Below are 23,708 nucleotides of genomic sequence, written 5' to 3' on the forward strand. Positions count from 1 at the left end.
CGGCGCTTCGGCGACGGCAAGAAGAGCGTGCTGGAGGAGATCGAACGGCGGCTCGGCTTGACGTTCGAGCAGTTCCGTCGAGCTGTCCTGCTGGCCCAGGGCGATTTTGCCACCTTTCTGAAGGCGCCACCCCGCGAGCGTTCCGCCCTGCTGGAACTGCTGACGGGAACGGAGATTTACTCCCGGCTGTCCATTGCGGCGCATGAACGGGCGAATGCGGAGAAGCAGGCGCTCGACAGGCTGATGGCGCAAGGCGGCGGCATCGGGGTGCTGAACGACGATGACCGTGCGGCCTTGCAGAATGAGGCCGGCGACGCGGCGGAGGCGGTCCGGGCTGGCGAGCGGGCGCTGGCCCTTGCCCAGGCGGCGCTGGCTTGGCATGAACGCGACGGGCAACTCGCGGCGGCCGAGGGCAAGGCGGTCGAGGCGGCCGAAGCGGCTGAGCGGGCATGGGTCGAGGCGGAGGGACGGCGTGAGGCGGCTGCCCGGCTGCGAGGGCTTCAACCGCTGCGATCGCTGATGGCCGATGCCGACCGGGCGAGCGGCGAAGCGGCCGAAGCGACCGCGGCCGTGGGGCGCGCAACGGAGGCCTGGGAGGCGGCGCGGCTGGCGGTGGAGGAAGCCGCCGCCCGTCATGGCGAGTCCCGGCGGCGCTTCGAAGCCGCTTGCGCGGAGCAAGCCAAGGCGGAACCGGATCTTGAACGCGCGGCCGACCTGGACGGGCGGATCACGGCGCTGACGAGCGAGCAAGGAACTGCCGAGGCGACGGCAAAGGCGGCGGCACAGCGAAGCGGCACGGCGCGGAAGGCGGTGCAGGACATCGACACCACCCTGTCGGCGGCACGCAACGATGCCGCGCGGCTGGAGGTCTGGCTGCGGGATCAGTCGATCTTCGCCGTGGTGGCCAATCAGTGGGAGCGCTGGGACAGGCTGCTGGAACGCGCCATCGCCGATGGTCGAGCCTGGGAGGCCGCAGCCCGGGAACGTCAACGGATGGAACGGGAGCTTGCCTCGACGGAAGCCGCTGCCGAAGGCGTGGAAATCCGGCTTGCCGAGGCACGGGAGCGCTGCCGTATGGCCGAGCAGAGGCTGGAGTCCCTGCGGAGCGAGCCGGCACCGTCGCTCGACGAGGCACGGCAGGCACGGGGCGAGGCCGGCCGGCGACGGGACGGGCTGCTGGCGCTGCTCACCACCGGAGAGGCCCGCCAGCGGCTGACGACCGAGCGCGACACGGCCGAGAGGGAACATCTGCAGCGGCTGGGCGAGGCGGGGCGTGACGGAACGGCGGCGCGGGAGCTTGCCGAAAGCCGGGCTGGGCAGCGCGCGGCAGTCGAGGAAGCGGAACGGACCCTGCAACGGTTGCTGCTGGCCCAGCGTGAGGATGTGGAAAGCCTGCGCGGGAGGCTGGCGGAAGGGGAAGCCTGCCCGGTCTGCGGATCGGTCGACCATCCCTGGGCAGGCGCCGCCGTGACGCCGCTCGGCCGGGTAACGCAGGATCAGGAGCGCCACCTTGCCGGGTTGCGTGAGACCCTGGCCGCGACGGTCGCCCGCCATGCCGCGCTGGAGGCGGCGGAACGGGCGGCGCGCAAGGAGGCCGACGGGCTGACGGAACGGCTTGCAGCTCTGGCGCGGGAGGCCGAACGGCTCCAGCTCCTTTGGGCAGATCAGACGGCGGCGGTCGGCTGGGAGGTTGAGGACGGAACGCTCGCCGACATCCGTCAGGCGGTCGAAGCGGTGGATCGGCGGCTTGCGGCCATCGCGGCCGACGAGGAACAGGCGCTCGACCATCGCCGGCGGGTGGATGCGGCACAGCAGGATCATCGGCGGCTGGAGACTGCGGCGGCCGGGCTGGCAGTGGAATGCGAAGCGACCCGGCAGCGGCTGGCGGACGGACGGCAGGCCTTGGCGCTCGCGGTGGCCGCACTCGAGCGGACCGAGGCCGACCGGAAATCCGCTCTGGCGGAGTTGGCTGAAGGGTTGGCCGGAGAAGCCGAATGGCGGTCTCGGCTGGAGCGCGAGCCGGAGGACTACCGGGCCGGATTGGCGGCACGGGTGGCCGAATATCGGAAAAAGACCGACGCGCTGGCCCGTGCCACCCGCGAGGTCGAGCGGGCGACTGGCGAGCGGGCGGTGCAGACCGCCGAGCTGGACGCCGCACTGCGGGCGGAGGAGGAGGCACGCAGGCGCGCCGACGATCTGGCCGCGCGGCTGGCGGAGGCGCGGACGGCGCGCGGTGCTCTGCTGGGCGGGCGGGCGGTGGCGGTGGTGCGCAAGCTGCTGGCCGGAGAGCGGCACGAGGCCGAAGCCCTGGTGGAGAAGGCCATTTTTGCGCGGCAGGATGCCATCGCCCGGCTGTCGGCAGCGGAGCAGGAACGGGAAACCCGCGGCGAGGCCGCCCGGCTGTGTGCCCACAAGGCCGAGGTTGCCGGGGAGCGGCTGACATGGGCGGTGGCCGAACGGGGGGGCGGGCTGGAGGAGGTCCGCCGGCTGCTGGCGGTCTCCGAAAGCGAACTGGAGTCGGAAGAACTGGCACTGGCGGTGCTGGAGCGGGCGCGTGGCGACGCGGCGCTGGTGGTTGCCGAACGCCGCCGTCAGCGCGCTGACCATCATGCGGCGGGCCATCATGCGGCGGGCCGGCCGGCGCTGAGCGTCGACGAGGCCACCGCGGCGGCGGAGAGCACCCGTGCGGTGCTGGAGCGGGACCGCGACCGGCTGGGCTCTGCCCGCGGGCGGTTGGAGGCGGATGACGCCAACCGGCAGCGGCTGGCCGGGCTGCGGGTGGCAATCGAGGCGCAACAGGCGCGCTGGGCGCTGTGGAGCAAGATGGCGCAGCTGATCGGCTCGGCGAACGGGCAGAAGATGCGCAACTTCGCCCAGAGCCTGAGCCTGGACCTGCTGCTGACCCACGCCAACCGGCATCTGGAGGACCTCGCCCGGCGCTATCGGCTGGAGCGGGTGGCGGGGGCCGATCTGGAGATCCAGGTGGTCGACCGCGAGATGGGCGATGAACGCCGCGGCGTGCACAGCCTGTCGGGCGGCGAGCTGTTCCTGGTGTCGCTGGCTCTGGCGCTCGGGCTGTCGGCGATGGCGGCGGGGACCTCCGGCGGGATCGGCACGCTGTTCATCGACGAGGGGTTCGGCACGCTCGATCCCGACAGCCTGGACGTGGCGCTGTCCTGCCTGGAAGCACTGCAGGCCGGCGGGCGACAGGTGGGGGTGATCAGCCACGTTCCGGCGATGGTCGAGCGCATCGGCACGCAGATCCGCATCGTGCCGCTGGGCGGCGGGCGCAGCCGCGTGACGGTGCAGTCGGTAACGGGGACGGTACCGGGGGTGGCGATGGAGGAGGTGGAGGGCGTTTGAGGGGATGCGAAGTTAGCCCCCACCCTTACCCTCCCCCGCTGGGCGGGGGAGGGTAAGGGTGGGGGCGAGTGCTGACCGCCCCTCAACGCCCCCGCTTCGCCAGGAACGCCAGCCGTTCCAGCGTGTGCACGTCCTGCTCGTTCTTAAGCAGTGCGCCGCACAGCGGCGGGATCAGCGTGCGGGCGTCCTTGGCGCGCAGGGTCTCGGGATCCACGTCCTCGACCATCAGCAGCTTGATCCAGTCCAGAAGTTCGGAGGTGGATGGCTTCTTCTTCAGGCCCGGAACCTCGCGCAGGTCGTAGAACAGGTTCAGCGCCTCGCGCAGCAGCGCGGCTTTCAGGCCGGGGTAATGGACATCGACGATGCGCTCCATCGTCTCGCGGTCGGGAAAGCGGATGTAGTGGAAGAAGCAGCGGCGCAGGAAGGCGTCCGGCAAACTCCTTCTCGTTGTTGGAGGTGATGATGACAATGGGGCGCTTGGCCGCCGTGATCGTCTGACGGGTCTCGTAGACGTGGAACTCCATGCGGTCGAGTTCCAGCAGCAGGTCGTTGGGGAACTCGATGTCGGCCTTGTCGATCTCGTCAATCAGCAGGACGGGGGCCTCCGGTGCCTCGAAGGCTTCCCACAGCTTGCCGCGGACGATGTAGTTGGCGATGTCGTGGACCTTCGCCTCGCCCAGCTGGCTGTCGCGCAGGCGGCTGACCGCGTCGTATTCGTATAGCCCCTGCTGCGCCTTGGTGGTCGATTTCACATGCCAGGACAGCAGCGGCTTGTTCAGAGCGCGGGCGATTTCCACCGCCAGCACGGTCTTGCCGGTGCCGGGTTCGCCTTTCACCAGAAGCGGACGTTCCAGCGTGATCGCAGCGTTGACCGCCACCATCAGGTCATCGGTGGCGACATAACGGTCGGTTCCGGTGAAGCGCATGGGTGGGCTCCCTCAAGCGAGAACGTTTCAGTCCACGATGAACAGGGTGGCGCCGATTTCGGTCGATGACCGGTGCGGGTGATCGCCGAAATCGGACACCTGGTAGCTCATGCCCGCGGTCAGGACGAAGCGGCGGCCGTCCTTCAACTCGGTGATCAACTCACCGCTGACCACGAACAGCACATGGCCGCGGTCGCACCAATGGTCGGCCAGATAGCCCGGCGTGTATTCGACCAGACGCACCCGCAACTCGCCGGCATGGAAGCTGCGCCACAGCGCCTTGCCGGTTTCTCCCGGATGTTCGGTGACCGGGACGGCGGCCCAGTCGGTCACGGTGAAGGGAAGAGTCGGGAGTTCCATCGCCGGACCTCGACAAAAACGGCATGAACAGAAAAACGGCCCCCGGAGCGAACCGGGGGCCGGGTGTCGATGGGATCAGGAGGCCTTCTTGGCCGCGATCGCCTTTTCGATGGCCTCGATCGCAGCATGGGCCAGCGAGGCGTCGGGGCCGCCGGCCTGCGCCATGTCCGGCCGCCCGCCGCCGCCCTTGCCGCCCAGCGCCTCGGCGCCGACGCGGACCAGATCGACGGCGCTCAAAGCGCCGGTCAGATCGTCGGTCACGCCGATGACGATGGACGCCTTGCCCTCGTTGGACGCGATCAGCACCACGACGCCGGTGCCGATCTGCTTCTTCAGCTCGTCCGCCATCGGCTTCAGGTCCTTGGCCGGCAGGCCTTCGACCACGCGGGCGGCGAACTTCACACCGGCGACGTCCTTGGCCTCGTTGCCGCCCTCGGCCTTGGCACCGCCGCCCATGGCCACTTGGCGACGCAGCTCGGCCAGTTCGCGCTCCATCCTGCGGCGCTCTTCCACCAGCGCAGCGACGCGGGTCGGGACCTCGTCGGGCTTCACCTTCAGGACGCTTGCCGCCTCGGTCAGCAGATGGTCGCGCTCGGACAGCCACGCCTTGGCGCCGGTGCCGGTCAGCGCCTCGATGCGGCGGACGCCGGCGGCGACGGCGCCTTCGGAAACGATCTTGAAGACGCCGATGTCGCCGGTGCGACGGACATGGGTGCCACCGCACAGCTCGATGGAATAGTCGCGGTCGAGTTCACCATGCGGACCGCCCATGGAGACCACGCGGACCTCGTCGCCGTACTTCTCGCCGAACAGTGCCATGGCGCCCTGGGCGCGGGCCTCGTCAGGGGACATCAGGCGGGTGACGACCTCGCTGTTGGCAAGGACACGGCGGTTCACCTCGTCCTCGACGGCGGCGATGTCGGCGGCGGACAGTCCGGTCGGCTGGCTGATGTCGAAACGCAGACGCTCCGGCGCGACCAGCGAGCCCTTCTGGGTGACATGGTCGCCCAAGCGGTGGCGCAGCGCCTCGTGCAGCAGGTGCGTGGCGGAGTGGTTGGCGCGGATGGCGGCGCGGCGCTCGCTGTCGACGCGCAGTTCCACCACGTCACCGACCTTCAAGCTGCCCTTGGTGACGGTGCCGACATGGGCCCACACCGCGCCCAGCTTCTTCAGCGTGTCGGAGACCGCGACCTCGGCGCCGCCGGCCGAGAAGATCACGCCGGCATCGCCGACCTGACCGCCCGATTCGCCGTAGAAGGGCGTCTGGTTGACGACGACCATCACCTGATCGCCGATGCCGGCGCTCTCGACGCGAGCATCGCCCTTGACGATGGCCGTCACCTTGCCCTCGGCCATCTCGGCGTCGTAGCCGAAGAACTCGGTGGCGCCCAGCTCGTCCTTGATCTCGTACCACAGCTTCTCGGTGCCGACCTCGCCCGACCCGGCCCAGGATTCGCGGGCCTTGCGGCGCTGCTCGTCCATCGCCGCCTTGAAGCCGGCCTCGTCGACGCCGCGACCCTGGCCGCGCAGCACGTCCTGCGTCAGGTCGAGCGGGAAGCCATAGGTGTCGTACAGCTTGAAGGCGACGTCGCCGGCCAGCGGCTGGCCTTCCCCCAGATGACCGACCTCGTCCTCCAGCAGGCGCAGACCGCGCTCCAGCGTCTGCTTGAAGCGGGTTTCCTCCAGCTTCAGCGTCTCGACGATCAGGGCGCGGGCGCGGTTCAGCTCCGGATAGGCGTCGCCCATCTGCTGGATCAGCGCCGGGACCAGACGGTGCATCAGCGGCTCGCGCGCGCCGATCATGTGGGCGTGGCGCATGGCGCGGCGCATGATGCGGCGCAGCACATAGCCGCGGCCTTCGTTCGACGGCAGGACGCCGTCGGCGATCAGGAAAGAGGTGGAGCGCAGATGGTCGGCGATGACGCGGTGCGATACGGCATGCGCACCGTCCGGCGCGGTCTTGGTCGCCTCGGCCGACGCCACGATCAACGCCCGCATCAGGTCGATGTCGTAATTGTCGTGCTTGCCCTGCAGAACGGCGGCCAGACGCTCCAGCCCCATGCCGGTGTCGATCGACGGCTTGGGCAGCGGCACCAGATTGTCCGGACCAAGCTGCTCATACTGCATGAACACCAGGTTCCAGATCTCGATGAAGCGGTCGCCATCCTGGTCCGGGCTGCCCGGCGGGCCGCCGGCAATGGACGGGCCGTGGTCGAAGAAGATCTCGGAGCACGGACCGCAGGGGCCGGTGTCGCCCATGCGCCAGAAATTGTCGTCGGTCGGGATGCGGATGATGCGGTCGTCCGACAGGCCGGCGACCTTGCGCCAGATGCCTGCCGCGTCCTCGTCCGAGGTATGGACCGTCACCAGCAGCTTGTCCGCCGGAAGCCCGTATTCCTTGGTGATCAGGTTCCAGGCGAACGCGATGGCGTCGTCCTTGAAATAATCGCCGAAGGAGAAGTTCCCCAGCATCTCGAAGAAGGTGTGGTGCCGCGCGGTGTAGCCGACATTGTCGAGGTCGTTGTGCTTGCCGCCGGCGCGCACGCATTTCTGCGAGGTGACCGCGCGCTTGTAGGGCCGCGTCTCGGCACCGGTGAAGACGTTCTTGAACTGGACCATGCCGGCATTGGTGAACATCAGCGTCGGGTCGTTGCGCGGCACGAGCGGCGACGAGTCGACGATCTGATGACCCTGCTTGGCGAAGAAATCCAGGAACGTGCGACGGATGTCGTTGGCGGTCTGCATACGGTCAAGGCTCCGGGTGCGCGGCTAAGGCCTTCCATTGGCCGAACCGTGCTTTTAGCGCGAGATTGGCGGCATGTCCACGACGGACGGATTATTACCCTGCTGCACAGCAGACAACAGGCGGCGGGCTTACGCGGTCTCCGCCGCGGCCCGTGCCTTTTCGATGCGACGGCCGACGATGATGGCGATCTCGTACAGCCCGATCAGCGGAACCGCCAGGCTGACTTGGCTGATGACGTCCGGCGGGGTCAGGATCGCCGCGGCGACGAAGGCGCCGACGATGGCATAGCGCCGCTTCGACGCCAGCGCGTCGGTGCTGATGATGCCGACGCGGACCAGCAGGGTCAGCAGCACCGGCAGCTGGAAGGCGATGCCGAAGGCGAAGATCAGCGACATCACCAGATGCAGGTATTCGCCGACGCGCGCCTCGAACTCGATGGGCAGGGCGTTGCCGTCGCCGCCGGGGTGGAACTCGAAGCCCAGGAAGAAGCGCCAGGCCATCGGGAAGATGAAGTAATAGACGATGCCTGCACCGGTCAGGAACATCACCGGAGTAGCGACCAGGAAGGGCAGGAACGCCTTGCGCTCGTGCTTGTAGAGGCCCGGCGCCACGAACATCCAGATCTGGCTGGCGATGATCGGGAACGAGATGAAGCAGCCGGCCCAGAACGCAACCTTCACGTAGGTAAAGAAGGCTTCCGTCAGGCCGGTGTAGATCATCCGGCGCCCCTGCCCCGCCAGCAGGTCGGCCAGCGGCTGGACCAGGAAATTGTAGATCCGGTCCGACACGGCGTAGCACAGCAGAAAGGCGATCAGGATGGCGCCGACCGACCACATCAGCCGGTTCCGCAGCTCGATCAGATGATCGATCAGCGGCATCTTGCTTTCTTCGAGTTCGTCCTGATGCGTTTCGCCGGTCATGGTCCGTCTTCGACCTTAGGTCTGCTTATCGGTGGACTGGGCGGAGGCCACTTCGGCCGGCTGGGCTGCCGGTTGAGTGGCCGGCTGCACCGGCGCGGACTGCACCGGGTGCGGCTGGGTGGTGATCGGCGACGGGGCGGCGGAGGGCGCCACGCTGTCGGCCACTGCGGGGGGAGCCGCCGGCACCTGGGGCAGGTCCGGTTCCGGGGTGCTGCCGGCATGGCCGTTCAGCCCCACGTCGAAGCCCTTGGAATCGAAGGCCTTCCCCACCTCCCCCTTCGGGTCGATGGTGTCCTCCATCATCTTCTTTATGTTCAGGTCGCGGGTCTTCAGGGCTTCCTTGCGAAGCTCGTCCAACTCGGTCTCCCGCATCATGTCGTCGATGTGGGTCTGGAATTCGCGGGCGACGCCTCTCGCCTTGCGCACCCATTTGCCGAGCGTGAAGATCGCCTTGGGCAGATCCTTGGGCCCGATGACCACAAGGGCGATGACGGCGATCACCATCAGTTCGGACCAAGCGATGTCGAACATGTTCTTCCGGCTTCACGAATGCGGTGGACAGGATGGCGCGCGAACGGAACACACGAGGGACCCCGCGCGCCCGCCGGTCAGTGGCGGACCGCTTCGTCCTTCTTGGCCGCGGTTTCGGCCGTGTTGGCCGGCTGGTTCGGGATGACCTTCGCGTTGGCACCGGAAGCGGCGTCATCGCTGTCGTCCTGCAAGCCCGCCTTGAAGGACTTCACACCCTTGGCGAGATCGCCCATCACCTTCGGCAACTTTCCAGCGCCGAACAGCAGAAGAACGATCAGTAGAACGATAATCCAGTGCCAGATGCTGAAAGTACCCATGGCGCGCCTATCACGTTTGAACGGCCTTTGCGGCGGGCCGGCACTATGGCAGAAAGGCCATTGGGCCGCAACGTTCGCCCCACCATCCTTAACCGGTTGTCATTGAGGATTCACGGGAATTCGCGCGGCCCCGCCCGAAAATCATGGCCCCCGGTCAGGACTCCTCGTCGCCATCCTCGCCTGCAGCGGCGAAACCGCCGTCATCCCCGGCGGTGCCGAGCCCCAGAAGCACCGGGCGGCTGTCCAGTAGGCCGGCGGCGCGCAAATCGTCGACGCTGGGCAGGTCGCGCAGGCTTTCCAAGCCGAAATGGTCGAGGAAATGGTCGGTGGTGATCCAGGTCAGCGGCCGGCCCGGCGTCTCCCGCCGCTTGCCCGGCCGGATCCAGCCATGCTCCATCAACAGGTCCAGCGTGCCCTTGCTGGTCGCCACGCCGCGGATGGATTCGATCTCGCCCCTGGTCACCGGCTGGTGATAGGCGATGATCGCCAGGGTTTCGATGGCCGCGCGCGACAGCTTTCGCGACACCTCCTCCTCCCGGCGCAGTTCGGGCGCCAGATCGACCGCGGTGCGGAAGGCCCAGCCGCCGCCGGTGCGCACCAGATTGACGCCGCGCGGGGCATAATGGGCGCGCAGTTCCTCCAGCAGCTGGCCTACCTCCGGCCCGACGCGGCCGGCCAGCGTCTCCTCGTCCAGCGGTTCCGCCGAGGCGAACAGCAGCGCTTCCAGAAGGCGCAGCCGGCCGACGCGGGCCTCCGCCTCCTGGGCGTCGGTGACTTCCTTGATCATGGTCCTCAAGAATCCGATGGGTCGGCGGGCGTGTCGCCGGCTTGGCGTCCGCGGACATAAAGCGGGGCGAAGGCGCCCTCCTGGCGCAGTTCCACCCGGCCGGCCTTCGCCAGTTCCAGCGTCGCCGCGAAATGGGCGGCGAGAGCGGAGCGGGTCAGCAGCCCGCCGCTCTCCCCGCCCGGCAGGAAGCTGGCCAGCGTCGCCCAATCCGGCATGTGCCCCAGCAGAGCGGTCAGGCGCTGCACCGCCTCCTCCATGGAATAGAGGCGGACCGGCGCGATGTGCAGGACGCCGGCCTCCTTGCGGGCACGCTGCCGGCCATAGGCGCGCAGCAGGTCGAACAGCGTGACCTCATAGACCGACTTGCGGCGCAGGTCCAAATCCTCCGGCGCGCCGCGGGGGTGGACGTCGATGCCCAGCCGCGGGCGGGCGAACAGCTTGGCCGCAACGCCCTTCATCGCCTCCAGCCGCTGCAGCTGGAAGGCCAGCGCCGCGGCCATGTCCTCGCCGGACGGCTCCTCCCCCTCAGGTTCGGGCAGCAGCAGGCGCGACTTCAGGTAGGCCAGCCACGCCGCCATCACCAGATAGTCGGCCGCCAGTTCCAGCCGCACCTTCCGCGCCTCCGCCACGAAGGCGAGGTACTGGTCGGCCAGTTCCAGGATTGAGATGCGCGTCAGGTCGACCTTCTGGTCGCGCCCCAGCGCCAGAAGCATGTCGAGCGGGCCCTCGAATCCGTCCAGAACCAGCAAAAGCTGTTCGGACGGCGACGCTACCGCATCCGCGACGGCGTCGGCCGTAAGCTCGGCCAGCAGTTCGGCCATCGGAGAACCTTCAGTCGTTGCCGGTCAGGATGCGGATGAAGTCGATCACCGCATCCACCGGCGGCCCCAGGACCCAATGCATGACGCTCAGATCCATGCCGATCTGGCGCCCCAGCATCGGCAGCAGGAAGAAGGCCGCCATCAGGATCAGCAGCCCGAAACGCTCCAGCCGGGCCAACGGCACCGCCAGCACGTCCGGCAGGATGCCGACCGCCACGCGCCCGCCGTCCAGCGGCGGCAGCGGGATCAGGTTGAAGACCATCAGGATGACGTTGACCAGCACCGACACCTCGGCGGCGGAGCGGATCCAGAGCTCGATAAAGCTGTTTTCCGGATTGACCAGCCGCCAGATCACCGCCGACGCCACCGCCAGCAGGAAGTTGGTCCCCGGCCCGGCCAGCGCCACCCACACCATGTCGCGGCGGGGATGGTCCAGCCGGGCGAAGTTCACCGGCACCGGCTTGGCCCAGCCGAAGACGAATCCGGTGGTGAAGAACATCAGCGCCGGCAGCAGGACCGTGCCGAACGGATCGATGTGGCGGATCGGGTTGAAGGTCACCCGCCCCAGCCGATAGGCGGTGTCGTCGCCCAGCCGCCACGCGACGAAGCCGTGCGCCGCCTCGTGCAAGGTGATGGCGATGATGGCCGGCAGGGCCACGGCCGTCACCTGGAAGATCCATTCCTCCATCGTCCGCTCCCGTCCGTCAGGCCTGGGCCGTGCCGAGAAGCTCGGCCAGCCGGTTCGTCAATGCCGCGATGTCCGCGGGTTCCGGCGCATGGCGCATCGCCTCGGCCCGCGCCCAGCGCTCCGCCGCGGCACCGCTCAGCACCGGAACGGCGCCGATCAGCGATCGCATCTCGGCCAGATCGCCGTTGCAGTGGAGCACGACATCCATGCCCGCCGCCAGCACAGCTTCCGCCCGCGTGCGCGGATCGCCCTGCAGCGCGTTCATCGACAGGTCGTCGCTGAACAGCAGCCCGCCGAAGCCGATGGACGGCCCCCGCACCACCTCGCGCACCACGATGGACGACGTGCTGGCCGGGGCGGTCGGGTCGATCGCCTTCAGCACCACATGCGCGACCATCGCCAGCGGCAGGTCGGCCAGCGCGCGGAAGGGGGCGAAGTCGGTGGCCTCCAACGCCGCGCGGTCGGCCTCCACCACCGGCAGCTCGGCGTGGCTGTCGGCGAAGGCGCGGCCATGGCCCGGGATATGCTTGATCACCGGCAGCACGCCGCCGGCCAGCAGCCCTTCGGCGGTGGCGCGGGCCAGCGCGATCACCACGGCGGGGTCGCGCGAGAAGGCGCGGTCGCCGATGATGTCGTGCGCCCCTTCCACCGGCACGTCGCAGACCGGCGCGCAATCCACCGTGATGCCGACCTCCGCCAGCATGTGGGCGAGCAGCCGGCCGTTGATCCAAGCGGCCTCTTGGGCGGCGTCCGCATCGCGCCCGGCCAGTGCACCGAACACGCCCATCGGCGGGTGGGCGGGCCAATGCGGCGGGCGCATGCGCGCAACCCGGCCGCCTTCCTGATCGATCAGGACGGGGGCATCCGGCCGGCCGACGCTGGCGCGCAGGTCATCGACCAGCCGGCGCATCTGGTCGCGGTTGTCGCAGTTGCGGCGGAACAGGATGAAGCCGAGCGGATCGGCATCGCGGAAGAAGGCGGCCTCGTCGGGCGTGACCTCCAGCCCGGCGCAGCCGAAGACGACCGCGCGCGGGTGGGCAACCGGAGTGGAACTCGCCGCACCACGGCCCACGGAGGCTGGACCCGAAAAACTAGGGACGGACAACCACACACCCCACATTTTGCGCGCGCAGCTGGGCGCAGACCGACTTCGCCCGCGCCTCATCGGCGCCGGCGCCCTGCACCCGGTAGAACACGCCCTTGTCGCCCAGATCGACCCTGGCCACCTGCATCGACAGACCGCCCAGCGCATCCGGGTGGCGGCCGGCGATACGGCGCCATTCGGCCGCGGCCTCGCCCTCGCTGCGCACCGAGGCGAGCTGGATGCGCCAGCTTCCGCTGCCGCCGATCACGGCAGGGGCGGCCTTCGCCGGCTGGGGCGCCGCCTTCGGCGGGGCGGCGGGCAGCGACGCCGCTTCCAGCTTGGCGATCAGCTGGCCAACCGAGGGGGCCGCGTTCTGCTGCTGCGCCGGGGGCGGCTTCACGGCGGCGACCTGCTGCTGCGGAGCCGCGGCAGGCTTGGCCGGAACGGCAACGGGCTGCTGCGGCTTGGTGGCCGCGGCAGGCGGTAGCTGCGTGGACGGCAGTTGCGCCTGCGGAGTCCCGGCCGGCAAAGCGGACAGTCCGGGCGCCGGCTCGGGCGCCGCCAGTGGCGCGGCTGCGGCCACCGCGGCGGCGACGTTGTCGCGCGGCACCGTGGCGGTGGCGCCCGGCGGCAGCTGGGCGACCGACGGCACCGACGGCAGAGGCACCACCGCCGGCATCTGCGGCGTCACCACCGGACGGGGCAGCGGCACCTCCGGCGGCGGCAGCAGCCGTTCCACCGTTTGGCCGCGTCCACCGTCATGGTCGCGCAGCCGCTCATAGGCCAGGATGTCCTGATGCGGCACCTCCAGCCCGCCCGGCTGGTCGGGGCGCGCCTTGACCGGACCCGGATCGGCGGTCAGCAGCGGCGGACCGTCGCCCGACAGCCGCGACGGCCCGCGCAGGCCGACCACCGCCGCACCGGCGAACGCGACGACGCCGACCACGGCAAAGCCCAGCGCCAGCAGCCCGCGCTTGCTCGCGGCCTGTCGGGGCGGCATCCCATAGGGATTGGCCGCGTAGTTGACGTCGCCGTCGTACTTCATGAACGCAGTTCCTCCACCGGTTCGACCCCCATCACCGTCAGGCCCGAGGCGATGACCGTCGCCACCGCGGCGATCAGCGCCAGACGGGCCGTGGTCAGCTCCGCATCGCCCTCGATCAGGAAGCGCAGCGAGGCGTCGTCGCGGCCCCGGTTCCACAGCGCGTGGAAATCGCTGGCGAGATCGTAGAGGAAGAAGGCGATGCGGTGCGGCTCATGCGCTTCCGCCGCCGCCTCGACCACCCGCGGCCAGGTGGCCATGCGCTTGGCGAGCGCCATCTCCTCCTCGGCATCCAGGCGGGCGAGGTTCGCCGCCGCGGCCAGGGCGGCCGGCGTCTGGTCCAGCTGCGGCAGCGCCGTCGCGGCGTGACGCAGGACGGACCGGCAGCGGGCGTGGGCGTACTGCACGTAGAAGACCGGGTTGTCCTTCGACTGCTCCGTCACCTTGGCGAAGTCGAAGTCCAGCGTCTGGTCGTTGCGGCGGGTCAACATGATGAAGCGGACCACGTCCTTGCCGACCTGATCGATCACGTCGCGCAGGGTCACGAAGGTGCCGGCCCGCTTGGACATCTTCACCGGCTGGCCGTTCTGCATCAGGTGGACCAGCTGGCAGAGCTTCACGTCCAGCGACGCCTTGCCCTCGGTCACCGCGGTGGTCGCCGACTGCATGCGCTTGACGTAACCGCCATGGTCGGCGCCCCACACGTCGATCAGGCTGCCGAAGCCACGCTTATATTTATCAAAGTGATAGGCGATGTCGTTCGAGAAGTAGGTGAAGGAACCGTCCGACTTCTTCAGCGGCCGGTCGACGTCGTCGCCGAAGTCGGTGGACTTGAACAGGGTCTGCGGGCGCGGCTCCCAATCGTCGGGCTTCTTGCCCTTCGGCGGCTCCAGCACGCCGGTGTAGATCAGGCCGCGTTCCTCCAGCGCCGTCAGCGCCTTGTCGACCGCACCGGCCGTCACCAGCGCGCGCTCGCTGCTGTAGACGTCCATGGTGACGCCGAGAACGCCGAGGTCCTCCTTGATCCACCCCATGATCATCGCGATGGCGAAGTCGCGGCAGGCCGGCAGCCATTCGGACTCGTCGGTGCCGACCCAGCGGTTGCCGTCGCGCTCCGCCAGGGCCTGACCGACCTCCTTCAGGTATTCGCCGGGATAGAGGCCGGCCGGGATCTCGCCCACCTCTTCGCCCAGCGCCTCGCGGTAGCGGATGAAGGTGGACCGCCCCAGCACATCGACCTGGGCGCCGGCATCGTTGATGTAGTATTCGCGGGTGACGGCGTAGCCGGCCTTCTCCAGCAGCGAAGCCAGCGCATCGCCGAACACCGCGCCGCGGCCATGGGCGGCATGCAGCGGGCCGGTCGGGTTGGCGGAGACATACTCGACATTGACCGGCGTCCTGCCGCCGAGGTCGCTGTCGCCATAGGCGGTGCCGGCATTCAGCACGTCGCGGATGCGGGCGCGCCAGACGTCCGGCGTCAGGCGCAGGTTGACGAAGCCCGGACCGGCGATCTCCACCGACGCCACGTCGGCGCGGCCCTTCAGCTTGGCCACCAGCAGTTCCGCCAGGGCGCGCGGCGCCATCTTCGCCGGCTTCGCCAGGATCATCGCGGCGTTGGTGGACAGGTCGCCATGCGAGGCCTCGCGCGGCGGCTCGACCGTCAGACGGCTGCCGTCCAGCCCGGCGGGGATGGCCCCCTCCGCGGCCAGTTCTTCCAGCAGCTTGCGAATATCGGTCTCGAAGGCCTTGAAAATATTCATCGTCTCAGGTCGTCTTTTCAGGAGGTCACAGGAGCCCGTCGGCTCAGGTCTTCACGCGTCAGGTCTTCACATGCAGGTCGAACAGCCGGTCATGCTCGGCCAGCGCGTAGCGGTCGGTCATGCCGGCGATGTAATCGGCGACATGGCGGGCGCGCACCGCAAGGTCGCCGTCGCCGCCATGCCTCGCGATATCGCGCTGCCATTCGGTCGGCAGGGTGTTGGGCTCGTCCATGAACAGCTGGAACAGGGCGCGCACCACGCGCTTGCACTTGCTCATCTCGCGGTTCACGCGATAGTGCCGGTACATGCGCTGGCGCAGGAAGGCGCGCAAGGGGCCCTGCGCCTCCAGCATCCCGTCGGAGAAGCTGACCATCGCCAGCGGCAGGGCGCGCAGTTCGGCGGCGGTGCCCGGCCTGTGCTCCGCCAGCCGCCGCCGCGTCTCCGTCACCAGATCGACGACCATGGCGTTGATCATCCGCCGCACCGTCTCGTGGATCAGGCGCGAGCGCTCCAGCCCCGGATAGCGGTCGCAGACTTCGCGGATGATCGGGCCGACCAGGGGCAGCTCCGCCACCTCCTCGACCGTGAACAGGCCGGCGCGCAGACCGTCGTCGATGTCGTGGTTGTTGTAGGCGATGTCGTCGGCCAGCGCCGCCACCTGCGCCTCGGCGCCCGGATTGGTGTGCAGCTCCAGGTCCCACTCGCCCTGGAACGCGGCAATCGTGGTGGGCAGGCGATGGCCCGGCAGCAGCGGCAGAAGCGGGCCGTTGTGCTTGACCACCCCCTCCAGCGCTTCCCAGGTCAGGTTCAGCCCGTCGAACTCGGCATAGCGCCGTTCCAGCCGCGTCAGGATGCGCAGGGTCTGGTCGTTGTGGGCGAAGCCGCCATAGGGCTCCATGCAGGCGTTCAGCGCGTCTTCCCCGGCATGGCCGAAGGGGGTGTGGCCAAGGTCGTGGGCCAGCGCCACCGCCTCCGCCAGATCCTCGTTCAGGGACAGCGTGCGGCTGATCGACCGGGCGATCTGCGCCACCTCCAGGCTGTGGGTCAGCCGGGTGCGGTAATAGTCGCCCTCGTGATAGACGAACACCTGCGTCTTGTGCTTCAGCCGGCGGAAGGCTCCGGAATGCACGATGCGGTCGCGGTCGCGCTGGAAGCACGAGCGCGTCGGGCTCTCCGGCTCCGCCACCAGCCGCCCGCGCGTGTCCGCCGGGTTGCAGGCATAGGGAGCCAGCCGATCGTGAAAACAGTCCGCCGTCATGGGGCGGACACTACCGGCGGGGGGACGCGGGTGCAACGGCGAAGGCGTGCTATGCCCCAGCCCCGAGGGCAGGGTGCAAACGAGCGTGCCAGAAGCGCAACGGTTTGGCGCAACGGTGCCCATACTTTGACGAAGGCGTCGTTCCCCCTTACATTTGTGGCAACTCCCGCATCGCACCAAAGGGGCCACCCCATGCCCGATACCGCATTGCCCACCGAAGCCCGCGTCCTCGCCGTCAGCGAGAGTGCGGCCAAGCGCGTCGCCTTCCTGATCGAACAGGAGGGCAATCCCAAGCTGATGCTGCGCCTGACCGTGTCCGGCGGCGGCTGCTCCGGCTTCCAGTACGGCTTCACCTTCGACGAGACCGCGACCGACGAGGACCATGTCTTCGAGAAGGACGGCACCAAGGTGGTCACCGACGACGCCTCGCTCGACCTGCTGGCCGGCGCCACGCTGGATTACGTGGAGGACCTGATGGGTGCCGCGTTCCAGATCAAGAACCCGAACGCCAGTGCGTCCTGCGGCTGCGGCAACTCCTTCGCGGTCTGAGGCCGCGGTCCCAAACCAGCGCACAAGAAGAAAAGGCAGGCCTGTTTCGTGAAGATCGCCACCTGGAACGTCAACTCGGCGAAGGCCCGCCTTCCGCTGATCACCGACTGGCTGCGCACGGCGTCCCCGGATGTCGTGCTCTTCCAGGAAATCAAATGCGAAACCGCCGCCTTCCCCGCTGCGGCGTTCGAGGAACTCGGCTACCATGTCAATGCCGTCGGACAGAAGGCCTACAACGGCGTAGCATTGCTGTCGAAGACTCCGGCCGAAGACGTGCTGACCCGCCTGCCCGGCGAGCCGGAGGACGAGCAGGCGCGCTATGTCGAGGCCACCGTGTCCGGCGTGCGCATCGCCTCGCTCTACCTGCCCAATGGCAACCCGGTGCCGGGGGAGAAGTTCGCCTACAAGCTGCGCTGGATGGACCGGCTGTACGACCATGCCCGGACCCTGCTGGCGCAGGAGATCCCGGTGGTGCTGGGCGGCGACTACAACATCATCCCGGAGGCGCGCGACGTGTTCTCGCCGCAGGCCTTCGCCGGCGACGCCCTGTTCCGCCCGGAATCGCGGGCCAAGTTCCGCGCCCTGCTGAATCTCGGCCTGACCGAGGCCTACCGAGCCCTGCATGACGACGACCACGCCTATACCTTCTGGGATTATCAGGCCGGCAGCTGGCCGCGCGACAACGGCCTGCGCATCGACCATTTCCTGCTGTCGCCCCAGGCGGCCGACCGTCTGGCCGGCTGCACCATCGACCGCGGACCACGCGGCTTGGAAAAGGCGTCCGACCACACCCCGGTCATCCTGGACCTGCGCGACGCGTGACCACGCCCGTGGAATCTGCGTAACAACAGCATTTTGTTAAAACTCTCGCTTCTAGGATGACCGCGCGGCCGGCATGACAACCGGCCGCCACGGTCACAGTGGGAGCGAAGGGCGGCATGGCGTGGCGGCGCGACAATGGCCGGGAAGAAGTAAAGGGGCTGCTGGCGGCGCTTGAACGTCAGGCGACCGAGGCATCGGGGCTTGCCGAACGGGCCCAGCGCGACATGGGCGACGACCGCTTCGCCTCCTTCCTCGACTTCCGCCGCAAGGTGGAGGAAATCCGCGCCCTGTTCGCCCTGACCGAGGAACGCCTGCAAGGCATCGACGAGTCGCGTCTGACCGACCTGCGCGCCGAGTTCGAGCGGATGGACCTGCTGTTGACCCGCATGCTGGTGCGGGCGATGCGTAATTACTTCTCCGGCATGCGCCAGGATCAGGTCCTGCCCATCGGCGCCCGCGAACTGTTCGAGCCCGAACTGCGCAGCATCGACCAGACCCGCACCCGCCTGCTGGGTCCCCGCTATGCCGACCGCGTGGCGCCGGAGATTCTGGACGATCTGGACGCCACGGCGGAATTGATCCGCAAAACCATCGCCCGCGCCCCCAGCCTGCCCGACTTCTCCGACAGCCCCAGCCCACCCAAACCGACCCGCCGCCTCCGCACCCTGGGCCGCCCGATCCGGAATTGAGGGGCCACAACGGACGGGCAAATCGCGCCGACACACGCGCGACACTTGACCCACCGCGACGCATTCGCTACTCCCGTGGGCCTGGGGAAGAGTGGCCGAGTGGTTTAAGGCAACGGTCTTGAAAACCGTCGTAGGTGTGAGCCTACCGTGGGTTCGAATCCCACCTCTTCCGCCAATTCAAGCATCTGCATTCCGGCCGAAGCAGGCGGCGCACCCCTGGGGGATGCGCGCCGAGGGCTTACATCTGGCTCAGAATTTCACGCGAACGGTCGCGGTATTCGACCTCAGTAATGAGCTTCTGCTTTTTGAGCGAAGCCAAATCCTTGAGCTTCGACTCCGCATCTTCTTTGCTCAAGCGGAGAGCAGGGGCAGAGTTCATGACTAAAGGACTGCCTTGTGACGCGCCACCCATGGGAATATTTCCAGCGGGCGCCGCAAGTACCACTGAAACATTGGACGGATAGACATAGGCCGCCCCGGACCCCATGTCGACGGCAGCCCCGATGATCCCACCGCGCGATGATATTGCCGAACGCGGCGCCAGCCGTGCTTGATGTGACGGATGTGGAGCCCTTGGATCCGTCACCATGTTCGCAAGCGACGGTCAGATCGCCATAGGCCTTTGTAACGGTCGTCGCTCCCGGCGTTTTCGGAATCGTCCAGCTGCCCTTTTCATTCGACAGCTTGCACTCGGCACCATCCTTCGACGGAGTGTTAACCGCCACCGATTGGGTGGTGCCCGCCGTGATCGAGGCACAGCCGGTGACAGCCAAGGCACCAAACAGCGCCACTACAGCAATATTTTTCATAAATGCCCCCAATTACTGCGCAACTCACCCACCCTATACCGGAGGTGGAACGACCTTCGTTCGGCGCGACCTGAGGGCTTATGCACTGGCAAGTGATAGTTGTCTATATAAAGATCATGTTAACTTGCAAGCTTAGTGGTGACGGTATATTGCCCTTAAGAGATGGGCGTGATGCACATGTATCGCGAGCAGCGACCAATGAGCGGAGCAGTCGTCAAAACCTTCCCCTATCCCGTGAGTTAACCGCCAAACCGCATACCATCATATGACCCCCACCCTTTTGCGCGCTCCCAATTGCTCTGCTAGCGTCCCGTTCGAGACAGGGGGAGGAGCGAACCATGGGACTGATCAGCTTTCTGAAGAAGACCGCCGCTGGCCATACCGACCGCCAGAAGCAGGCGCGGTACGACCGTGCCAACGCGCGCGCCAACGACTACATGGAGGTGGCGCAGTGGTATGCCGAGGAAGGCGACGGCAACCCGCGCATTCTGCAGAACTATCAGGAACTTGCGGCACTGCCCTTCCGTCAGGGGCATGCGGCCACGCTGGTCGGCTACCGCAACGACATCACCCGCAAGCTGGGTCACGCCGCCCATATCGGCACCAGGCAGAATCCGTGGATCGCGGCCTTCCTGCGGCCGGATGACGGGACCGTCTATTGCGCCTATGTGCTGCTGCGCGACGACAACCAGCAGTTCGCGGTGATGAAGCCCTATTGGTTCCTCGCCGGCAACGAGACGGAGGCCGGGTTCAAGCGGCCCGTCTTCGGCGTCGTCTGATCCGCCGCGCAAGGAGTACGCCCCCATGCCGAACATCGCCGATCTGGTCGCGAACCCGGAAAGCTTCCTCAAGAACAACCTGATCTGGATCCAGTATCAGTCCTACCAGCCCCAATTACCGCGTCGGCGGCGTCAAGAGCTTCACCCTCGACAACGACGGCATGACCTGCACCCGCAAGGGCACCGGCATCATCTCCCAGTTCTCCACCAAGAACGCCGATGTCTGGTCGGTGCGCTACGACCAGGGCAACCAGCCGGGAAGCTGGAAGGCCTACTGGCTGCCCTACGACCAGGACTTCAAGCATCTGGTCGTGCTGGAGGACGAGGCCGACGTGATGTTCACGCCGACGATGGATGGTTGCTCCTTCGGGTTCAGCGATCATGGCGGCGGCACCTTCTCCGCCTCGCACGGCAACCTGCAGACCGCACAGGGACGCATCGACGAGGCCGGGCTGCGCCAGGGCATGCGCATGCACGCCACCACCCTGCACAAGTCGCAATACATGAACGTGCCGGGCACCGATGCGGTGAAGGTCACGCTGGTCGGCGTGCGCAACGGCAAGAAATGGCGCTTCTTCTATCAGCAATACATCGACCAGATGGGCGCCTTCACCCTGCTGAAGGTGGCGCAGGTCAAGCGGTAGCGCCTCCCCGCCGGGCATGCCCCGGCTCCACCCCCATTCCCGCTCAAGACAGCCCGCCGCCGCCTTGCTACAGTCCCTGTTCCTCGGACCTGTCCCGAACGGCTCGATCCGCAAGACAGACACAGACCAGAGACCCAAACCAGAGACAAGGCACATGGACAAAGGCACGCCGAAGGCCATCCGGCTTCAGGACTATCGCCCGCCGGCGCATCTGATCGACACGGTCGACCTGTTCGTCGACCTGGGCGAGGATGTCACCACCGTCCGCACGGTGCTGGCGATCCGCCGCAACCCCGACCGTCCGGAGGCGGCGACGGAGCCGCTGTCGCTCGACGGGCAGAGGCTGGACCTGGTGTCGGTGGCGCTGGACGGGCGGACGCTGGGGCCGGACGAGTTCACCGTCACCCCCGATCACCTGATCGTGCTGGAGGTGCCGGACAGCTACACGCTGGAGACCATCGTCCGCATCAAGCCGCAGGAGAACACCGCTCTGGAAGGGCTCTACAAGTCCTCCGGCAACTTCTGCACCCAATGCGAGGCGGAAGGCTTCCGCAAGATCACCTATTTCATCGACCGGCCGGACGTGATGGCGCGCTACAGCACCACCATCACCGCGGACAAGGCGCGCTATCCGGTGCTGCTGTCCAACGGCAACCTCGCTGCGTCCGGTGACATGGAAGGCGGGCGCCACTGGGCGCGCTGGGAAGACCCCTTCCCCAAGCCCTGCTACCTGTTCGCCTTGGTCGCCGGCAGCCTCGTCCATGGCGAGGACCGCTTCCGCACCGCGTCCGGCCGCGACGTCACCCTGCGCATCTATGTGGAGCCGGGGAACGAGGACAAGATCGACCACGCCATGCGCTCGCTGATCAAGTCGATGCGCTGGGATGAAGAAGTCTACGGGCTGGAATACGACCTGGACATCTTCAACATCGTCGCGGTCGGCGACTTCAACATGGGGGCGATGGAAAACAAGTCGCTCAACGTCTTCAACACCAAATACATCCTGGCCAAGCCGGAAACCGCGACCGACACCGATTTCCTCAACATCGAGGCCGTCGTCGCGCACGAGTATTTCCACAACTGGACCGGCAACCGCGTCACCTGCCGCGACTGGTTCCAGCTGTCGCTGAAGGAAGGGCTGACCGTCTTCCGCGACCAGGAATTCTCGTCGGACATGCATTCCCGCGCGGTGAAGCGCATCGCCGACGTCCAGGGGCTGCGCACCGTGCAGTTCCAGGAGGATGCCGGCGCCATGGCCCATCCGGTACGCCCGGACAGCTATGTCGAGATCAACAACTTCTACACCCCGACCGTCTACAACAAGGGTGCGGAAGTCATCCGCATGATCCACACCCTGCTGGGGCCGGAGAAGTACCGCAAGGGCACCGACCTCTACTTCAAGCGCCATGACGGTCAAGCGGTCACCTGCGACGATTTCGTTGCCGCCATGGCAGACGCCAGCGGCGTCGACCTGACGCAGTTCCAGCTGTGGTACCGGCAGGCCGGCACGCCGGAACTCGACATCGCCGGCAGCCATGACGCGACGGCGAAGACCTTTACCCTGACGGTCAAGCAGACGGTGCCGCCGACGCCGGGCCAGCCGACCAAGCAGCCGATGCACATCCCGTTGGTGGTCGGCCTGCTCGGCCCCGACGGGCAGGACCTGCCGCTGCGCCTGGATGGCGAGGAGAGCGCCGCCGGCACCAGCCGCATCCTGCACGTCACCGCGGAAAGCCAGAGCTTCACCTTCCGCGACATCCCGGCCCGGCCGGTGCCGTCGCTGCTGCGCGGCTTCTCCGCCCCGGTGAAGCTGAAGACCGACCTGACGGATGACGATCTGACCTTCCTGATGGCGCACGACAGCGACGCCTTCAACCGGTGGGAGGCCGGGCAGATTCTCGGCACCCGCATCCTGCTGAACCTCGTCGCCGACCGGCAGGCCGGTCGCGACCTCGTGCTGCCGGAGGGCTATGCCGACGCCTTCGCCCGGATCCTTGCCGATGCCGGCCGCGACCCGGCCTTCGCCGCCCAGGCGCTGGTTCTGCCGACGGAGGCCTATCTCGGCACCCAGATGGCGGTGGTCGATCCCGACGCCATCCACACGGTGCGGGAGTTCGCGCGCAAGACGCTGGCGAGCCGCCTGCGGGCGCAGTTCCTCGACCTCTACCGCCGCAACCGCAGCCAGGAGCCCTTCTCCGTCGATGCCGACGCCATCGGCAAGCGGGCGCTGAAGAACCTCTGCCTCGCCTACCTGATGGCGCTGGAGGACGACGAGGCGCTGGAGCTGTGCCTGACCCAATACCGCGGCGCCAAGGGCATGACCGACGAGATCGCGGCGTTGCAATTCCTGTCCAATGCCGCCTCGCCCGAAGGCGAAAAGGCGTTGGCCGACTTCTACGAGCGCTGGAAGGGCGAGGCGCTGGTGGTCGACAAGTGGTTCGGCGTGCAGGCGATGTCGCACCGCCCCGACACGCTGGCCCGCGTCACCGCCCTGCTCGGCCACCCCGCTTTCGAGATCCGGAACCCCAACAAGGTCTATGCGCTGATCGGCGGTTTCGCCAACGGCAACCCGGTGCGCTTCCACGACGCCGGTGGAGCCGGATACCGCTTCCTCGCTGATCAGGTGCTTCGCCTGGACCCGATGAATCCGCAGGTTGCGGCCCGTCTCATGGGTCCCTTCTCCCGCCTGCGGCGCTATGACGCGGCCCGTCAGGCGGTGATGAAAGCCGAATTGGAGCGGATCGTCGCCACTGCGGGCCTATCGCCCGACGTCTACGAGGTGGCGAGCAAGAGTTTGGCCGCTGCCGGCTGAG

20 protein-coding genes, 1 tRNA gene and 1 pseudogene (1 of these 22 running past the window's edge) are annotated in these 23,708 nt (G+C 67.9%); 8 read left to right on the plus strand and 14 right to left on the minus strand.

Annotation, left to right across the window (positions count from 1 at the left end; genetic code table 11):
• On the plus strand, positions 1 to 3,363 hold the 3' portion of the coding sequence (locus F1643_RS07110; protein WP_194912223.1) for an AAA family ATPase. 414 nt of this gene lie to the left of the window's left edge; 3,363 of the gene's 3,777 nt are visible here — the last part of the coding sequence; its start codon lies off the left edge, out of view; its stop codon occupies positions 3,361 to 3,363.
• 82 nt (positions 3,364 to 3,445) lie between these two features.
• Here the strand turns inward: F1643_RS07110 and F1643_RS07115 are convergent.
• The 13 genes and pseudogenes from F1643_RS07115 to F1643_RS07175 form a co-directional block, all read right to left on the minus strand.
• Positions 3,446 to 4,289: pseudogene (locus F1643_RS07115) on the minus strand (MoxR family ATPase).
• Between the two features lie 27 nt (positions 4,290 to 4,316).
• On the minus strand, positions 4,317 to 4,649 hold the full coding sequence (locus F1643_RS07120) for a DHCW motif cupin fold protein (RefSeq protein ID WP_194912224.1): 333 nt from the start codon (positions 4,647 to 4,649) through the stop codon (positions 4,317 to 4,319).
• A gap of 75 nt (positions 4,650 to 4,724) precedes the next feature.
• Entirely contained in the window at positions 4,725 to 7,394 is a 2,670-nt protein-coding gene (gene alaS, locus F1643_RS07125) for an alanine--tRNA ligase (protein WP_194912225.1), read from the minus strand.
• A 129-nt stretch (positions 7,395 to 7,523) separates the two neighbouring features.
• On the minus strand, positions 7,524 to 8,315 hold the full coding sequence (gene tatC, locus F1643_RS07130) for a twin-arginine translocase subunit TatC (protein WP_194912226.1): 792 nt from the start codon (positions 8,313 to 8,315) through the stop codon (positions 7,524 to 7,526).
• A 15-nt stretch (positions 8,316 to 8,330) separates the two neighbouring features.
• Complete coding sequence (gene tatB / locus F1643_RS07135; RefSeq protein ID WP_194912227.1) at positions 8,331 to 8,846, minus strand: Sec-independent protein translocase protein TatB; 516 nt, start codon at positions 8,844 to 8,846, stop codon at positions 8,331 to 8,333.
• 77 nt (positions 8,847 to 8,923) lie between these two features.
• Entirely contained in the window at positions 8,924 to 9,163 is a 240-nt protein-coding gene (locus F1643_RS07140; protein ID WP_194912228.1) for a twin-arginine translocase TatA/TatE family subunit, read from the minus strand.
• A 154-nt stretch (positions 9,164 to 9,317) separates the two neighbouring features.
• A complete protein-coding gene (scpB, locus tag F1643_RS07145; RefSeq protein ID WP_194912230.1) occupies positions 9,318 to 9,950 on the minus strand; it encodes an SMC-Scp complex subunit ScpB in 633 nt (210 codons plus the stop codon).
• A gap of 5 nt (positions 9,951 to 9,955) precedes the next feature.
• Entirely contained in the window at positions 9,956 to 10,771 is an 816-nt protein-coding gene (locus F1643_RS07150; RefSeq protein WP_194912231.1) for a ScpA family protein, read from the minus strand.
• Positions 10,772 to 10,781: 10 nt separating this feature from the next.
• Entirely contained in the window at positions 10,782 to 11,459 is a 678-nt protein-coding gene (locus F1643_RS07155; RefSeq protein WP_194912232.1) for a site-2 protease family protein, read from the minus strand.
• A gap of 16 nt (positions 11,460 to 11,475) precedes the next feature.
• Positions 11,476 to 12,579 (minus strand): beta-N-acetylhexosaminidase, encoded by a 1,104-nt coding sequence (nagZ, locus tag F1643_RS07160; RefSeq protein WP_206692388.1) that lies wholly within the window; start codon positions 12,577 to 12,579, stop codon positions 11,476 to 11,478.
• Complete coding sequence (locus tag F1643_RS07165; RefSeq protein WP_194912234.1) at positions 12,551 to 13,588, minus strand: SPOR domain-containing protein; 1,038 nt, start codon at positions 13,586 to 13,588, stop codon at positions 12,551 to 12,553. Before F1643_RS07165 ends, nagZ begins: the two co-directional genes overlap by 29 nt.
• Positions 13,585 to 15,345 (minus strand): arginine--tRNA ligase, encoded by a 1,761-nt coding sequence (argS, locus tag F1643_RS07170; RefSeq protein WP_194912235.1) that lies wholly within the window; start codon positions 15,343 to 15,345, stop codon positions 13,585 to 13,587. The genes F1643_RS07165 and argS overlap by 4 nt, the downstream gene beginning before the upstream one ends.
• A gap of 58 nt (positions 15,346 to 15,403) precedes the next feature.
• Positions 15,404 to 16,603: a deoxyguanosinetriphosphate triphosphohydrolase gene (locus tag F1643_RS07175; RefSeq protein WP_194912236.1), complete on the minus strand. Its 1,200-nt coding sequence runs from the start codon at positions 16,601 to 16,603 to the stop codon at positions 15,404 to 15,406.
• 192 nt (positions 16,604 to 16,795) lie between these two features.
• Here F1643_RS07175 and erpA point away from each other — a divergent pair, with 192 nt between their 5' ends.
• From erpA to F1643_RS07195, 4 genes are all read left to right on the plus strand, one after another.
• Entirely contained in the window at positions 16,796 to 17,152 is a 357-nt protein-coding gene (gene erpA, locus F1643_RS07180) for an iron-sulfur cluster insertion protein ErpA (protein ID WP_194912237.1), read from the plus strand.
• Positions 17,153 to 17,200: 48 nt separating this feature from the next.
• Complete coding sequence (locus tag F1643_RS07185) at positions 17,201 to 17,974, plus strand: exodeoxyribonuclease III (RefSeq protein ID WP_194912238.1); 774 nt, start codon at positions 17,201 to 17,203, stop codon at positions 17,972 to 17,974.
• 116 nt (positions 17,975 to 18,090) lie between these two features.
• A complete protein-coding gene (locus tag F1643_RS07190) occupies positions 18,091 to 18,663 on the plus strand; it encodes a hypothetical protein (protein ID WP_194912240.1) in 573 nt (190 codons plus the stop codon).
• Between the two features lie 85 nt (positions 18,664 to 18,748).
• Positions 18,749 to 18,838, plus strand: a tRNA-Ser gene (locus tag F1643_RS07195).
• Positions 18,839 to 18,901: 63 nt separating this feature from the next.
• Here the strand turns inward: F1643_RS07195 and F1643_RS07200 are convergent.
• Positions 18,902 to 19,150 carry a hypothetical protein gene (locus F1643_RS07200; RefSeq protein WP_194912241.1) on the minus strand — a complete coding sequence of 83 codons (249 nt, stop codon included), beginning with the start codon at positions 19,148 to 19,150 and terminating at the stop codon, positions 18,902 to 18,904.
• 660 nt (positions 19,151 to 19,810) lie between these two features.
• On the opposite strand from F1643_RS07200, the gene F1643_RS07205 reads away from it, so the two are divergent.
• The 3 genes from F1643_RS07205 (at position 19,811) to pepN (ending at position 23,707) form a co-directional block, all read left to right on the plus strand.
• Positions 19,811 to 20,251, plus strand: a complete 441-nt coding sequence (locus F1643_RS07205; RefSeq protein WP_194912242.1) for a hypothetical protein — start codon at positions 19,811 to 19,813, stop codon at positions 20,249 to 20,251.
• Between the two features lie 161 nt (positions 20,252 to 20,412).
• Positions 20,413 to 20,895, plus strand: coding sequence for a hypothetical protein (locus F1643_RS07210; protein ID WP_194912243.1), 483 nt, complete (start codon positions 20,413 to 20,415; stop codon positions 20,893 to 20,895).
• A 154-nt stretch (positions 20,896 to 21,049) separates the two neighbouring features.
• Positions 21,050 to 23,707: an aminopeptidase N gene (gene pepN / locus F1643_RS07215; protein WP_194912246.1), complete on the plus strand. Its 2,658-nt coding sequence runs from the start codon at positions 21,050 to 21,052 to the stop codon at positions 23,705 to 23,707.
• The last annotated feature ends 1 nt before the right edge of the window (position 23,708 follow it).

Source organism: Azospirillum sp. INR13 (assembly GCF_015390205.1).
In the GTDB taxonomy this organism is placed as follows: Bacteria; Pseudomonadota; Alphaproteobacteria; order Azospirillales; family Azospirillaceae; genus Azospirillum.

Bases quoted from the DNA above. Each gene is read 5' to 3' on its own strand.
- F1643_RS07200 (WP_194912241.1), bottom strand. From the start codon at position 19,150: ATGGGGTCCGGGGCGGCCTATGTCTATCCGTCCAATGTTTCAGTGGTA.
- F1643_RS07155 (WP_194912232.1), bottom strand. From the start codon at position 11,459: ATGGAGGAATGGATCTTCCAGGTGACGGCCGTGGCCCTGCCGGCCATC.
- F1643_RS07175 (WP_194912236.1), bottom strand. From the start codon at position 16,603: ATGACGGCGGACTGTTTTCACGATCGGCTGGCTCCCTATGCCTGCAAC.
- alaS (WP_194912225.1), bottom strand. From the start codon at position 7,394: ATGCAGACCGCCAACGACATCCGTCGCACGTTCCTGGATTTCTTCGCC.
- tatB (WP_194912227.1), bottom strand. From the start codon at position 8,846: ATGTTCGACATCGCTTGGTCCGAACTGATGGTGATCGCCGTCATCGCC.
- F1643_RS07165 (WP_194912234.1), bottom strand. From the start codon at position 13,588: ATGAAGTACGACGGCGACGTCAACTACGCGGCCAATCCCTATGGGATG.
- F1643_RS07140 (WP_194912228.1), bottom strand. From the start codon at position 9,163: ATGGGTACTTTCAGCATCTGGCACTGGATTATCGTTCTACTGATCGTT.
- pepN (WP_194912246.1), top strand. From the start codon at position 21,050: ATGGACAAAGGCACGCCGAAGGCCATCCGGCTTCAGGACTATCGCCCG.
- tatC (WP_194912226.1), bottom strand. From the start codon at position 8,315: ATGACCGGCGAAACGCATCAGGACGAACTCGAAGAAAGCAAGATGCCG.
- argS (WP_194912235.1), bottom strand. From the start codon at position 15,345: ATGAATATTTTCAAGGCCTTCGAGACCGATATTCGCAAGCTGCTGGAA.
- F1643_RS07205 (WP_194912242.1), top strand. From the start codon at position 19,811: ATGGGACTGATCAGCTTTCTGAAGAAGACCGCCGCTGGCCATACCGAC.
- scpB (WP_194912230.1), bottom strand. From the start codon at position 9,950: ATGATCAAGGAAGTCACCGACGCCCAGGAGGCGGAGGCCCGCGTCGGC.
- F1643_RS07150 (WP_194912231.1), bottom strand. From the start codon at position 10,771: ATGGCCGAACTGCTGGCCGAGCTTACGGCCGACGCCGTCGCGGATGCG.
- F1643_RS07190 (WP_194912240.1), top strand. From the start codon at position 18,091: ATGGCGTGGCGGCGCGACAATGGCCGGGAAGAAGTAAAGGGGCTGCTG.
- nagZ (WP_206692388.1), bottom strand. From the start codon at position 12,579: ATGTGGGGTGTGTGGTTGTCCGTCCCTAGTTTTTCGGGTCCAGCCTCC.
- erpA (WP_194912237.1), top strand. From the start codon at position 16,796: ATGCCCGATACCGCATTGCCCACCGAAGCCCGCGTCCTCGCCGTCAGC.
- F1643_RS07120 (WP_194912224.1), bottom strand. From the start codon at position 4,649: ATGGAACTCCCGACTCTTCCCTTCACCGTGACCGACTGGGCCGCCGTC.
- F1643_RS07210 (WP_194912243.1), top strand. From the start codon at position 20,413: ATGACCTGCACCCGCAAGGGCACCGGCATCATCTCCCAGTTCTCCACC.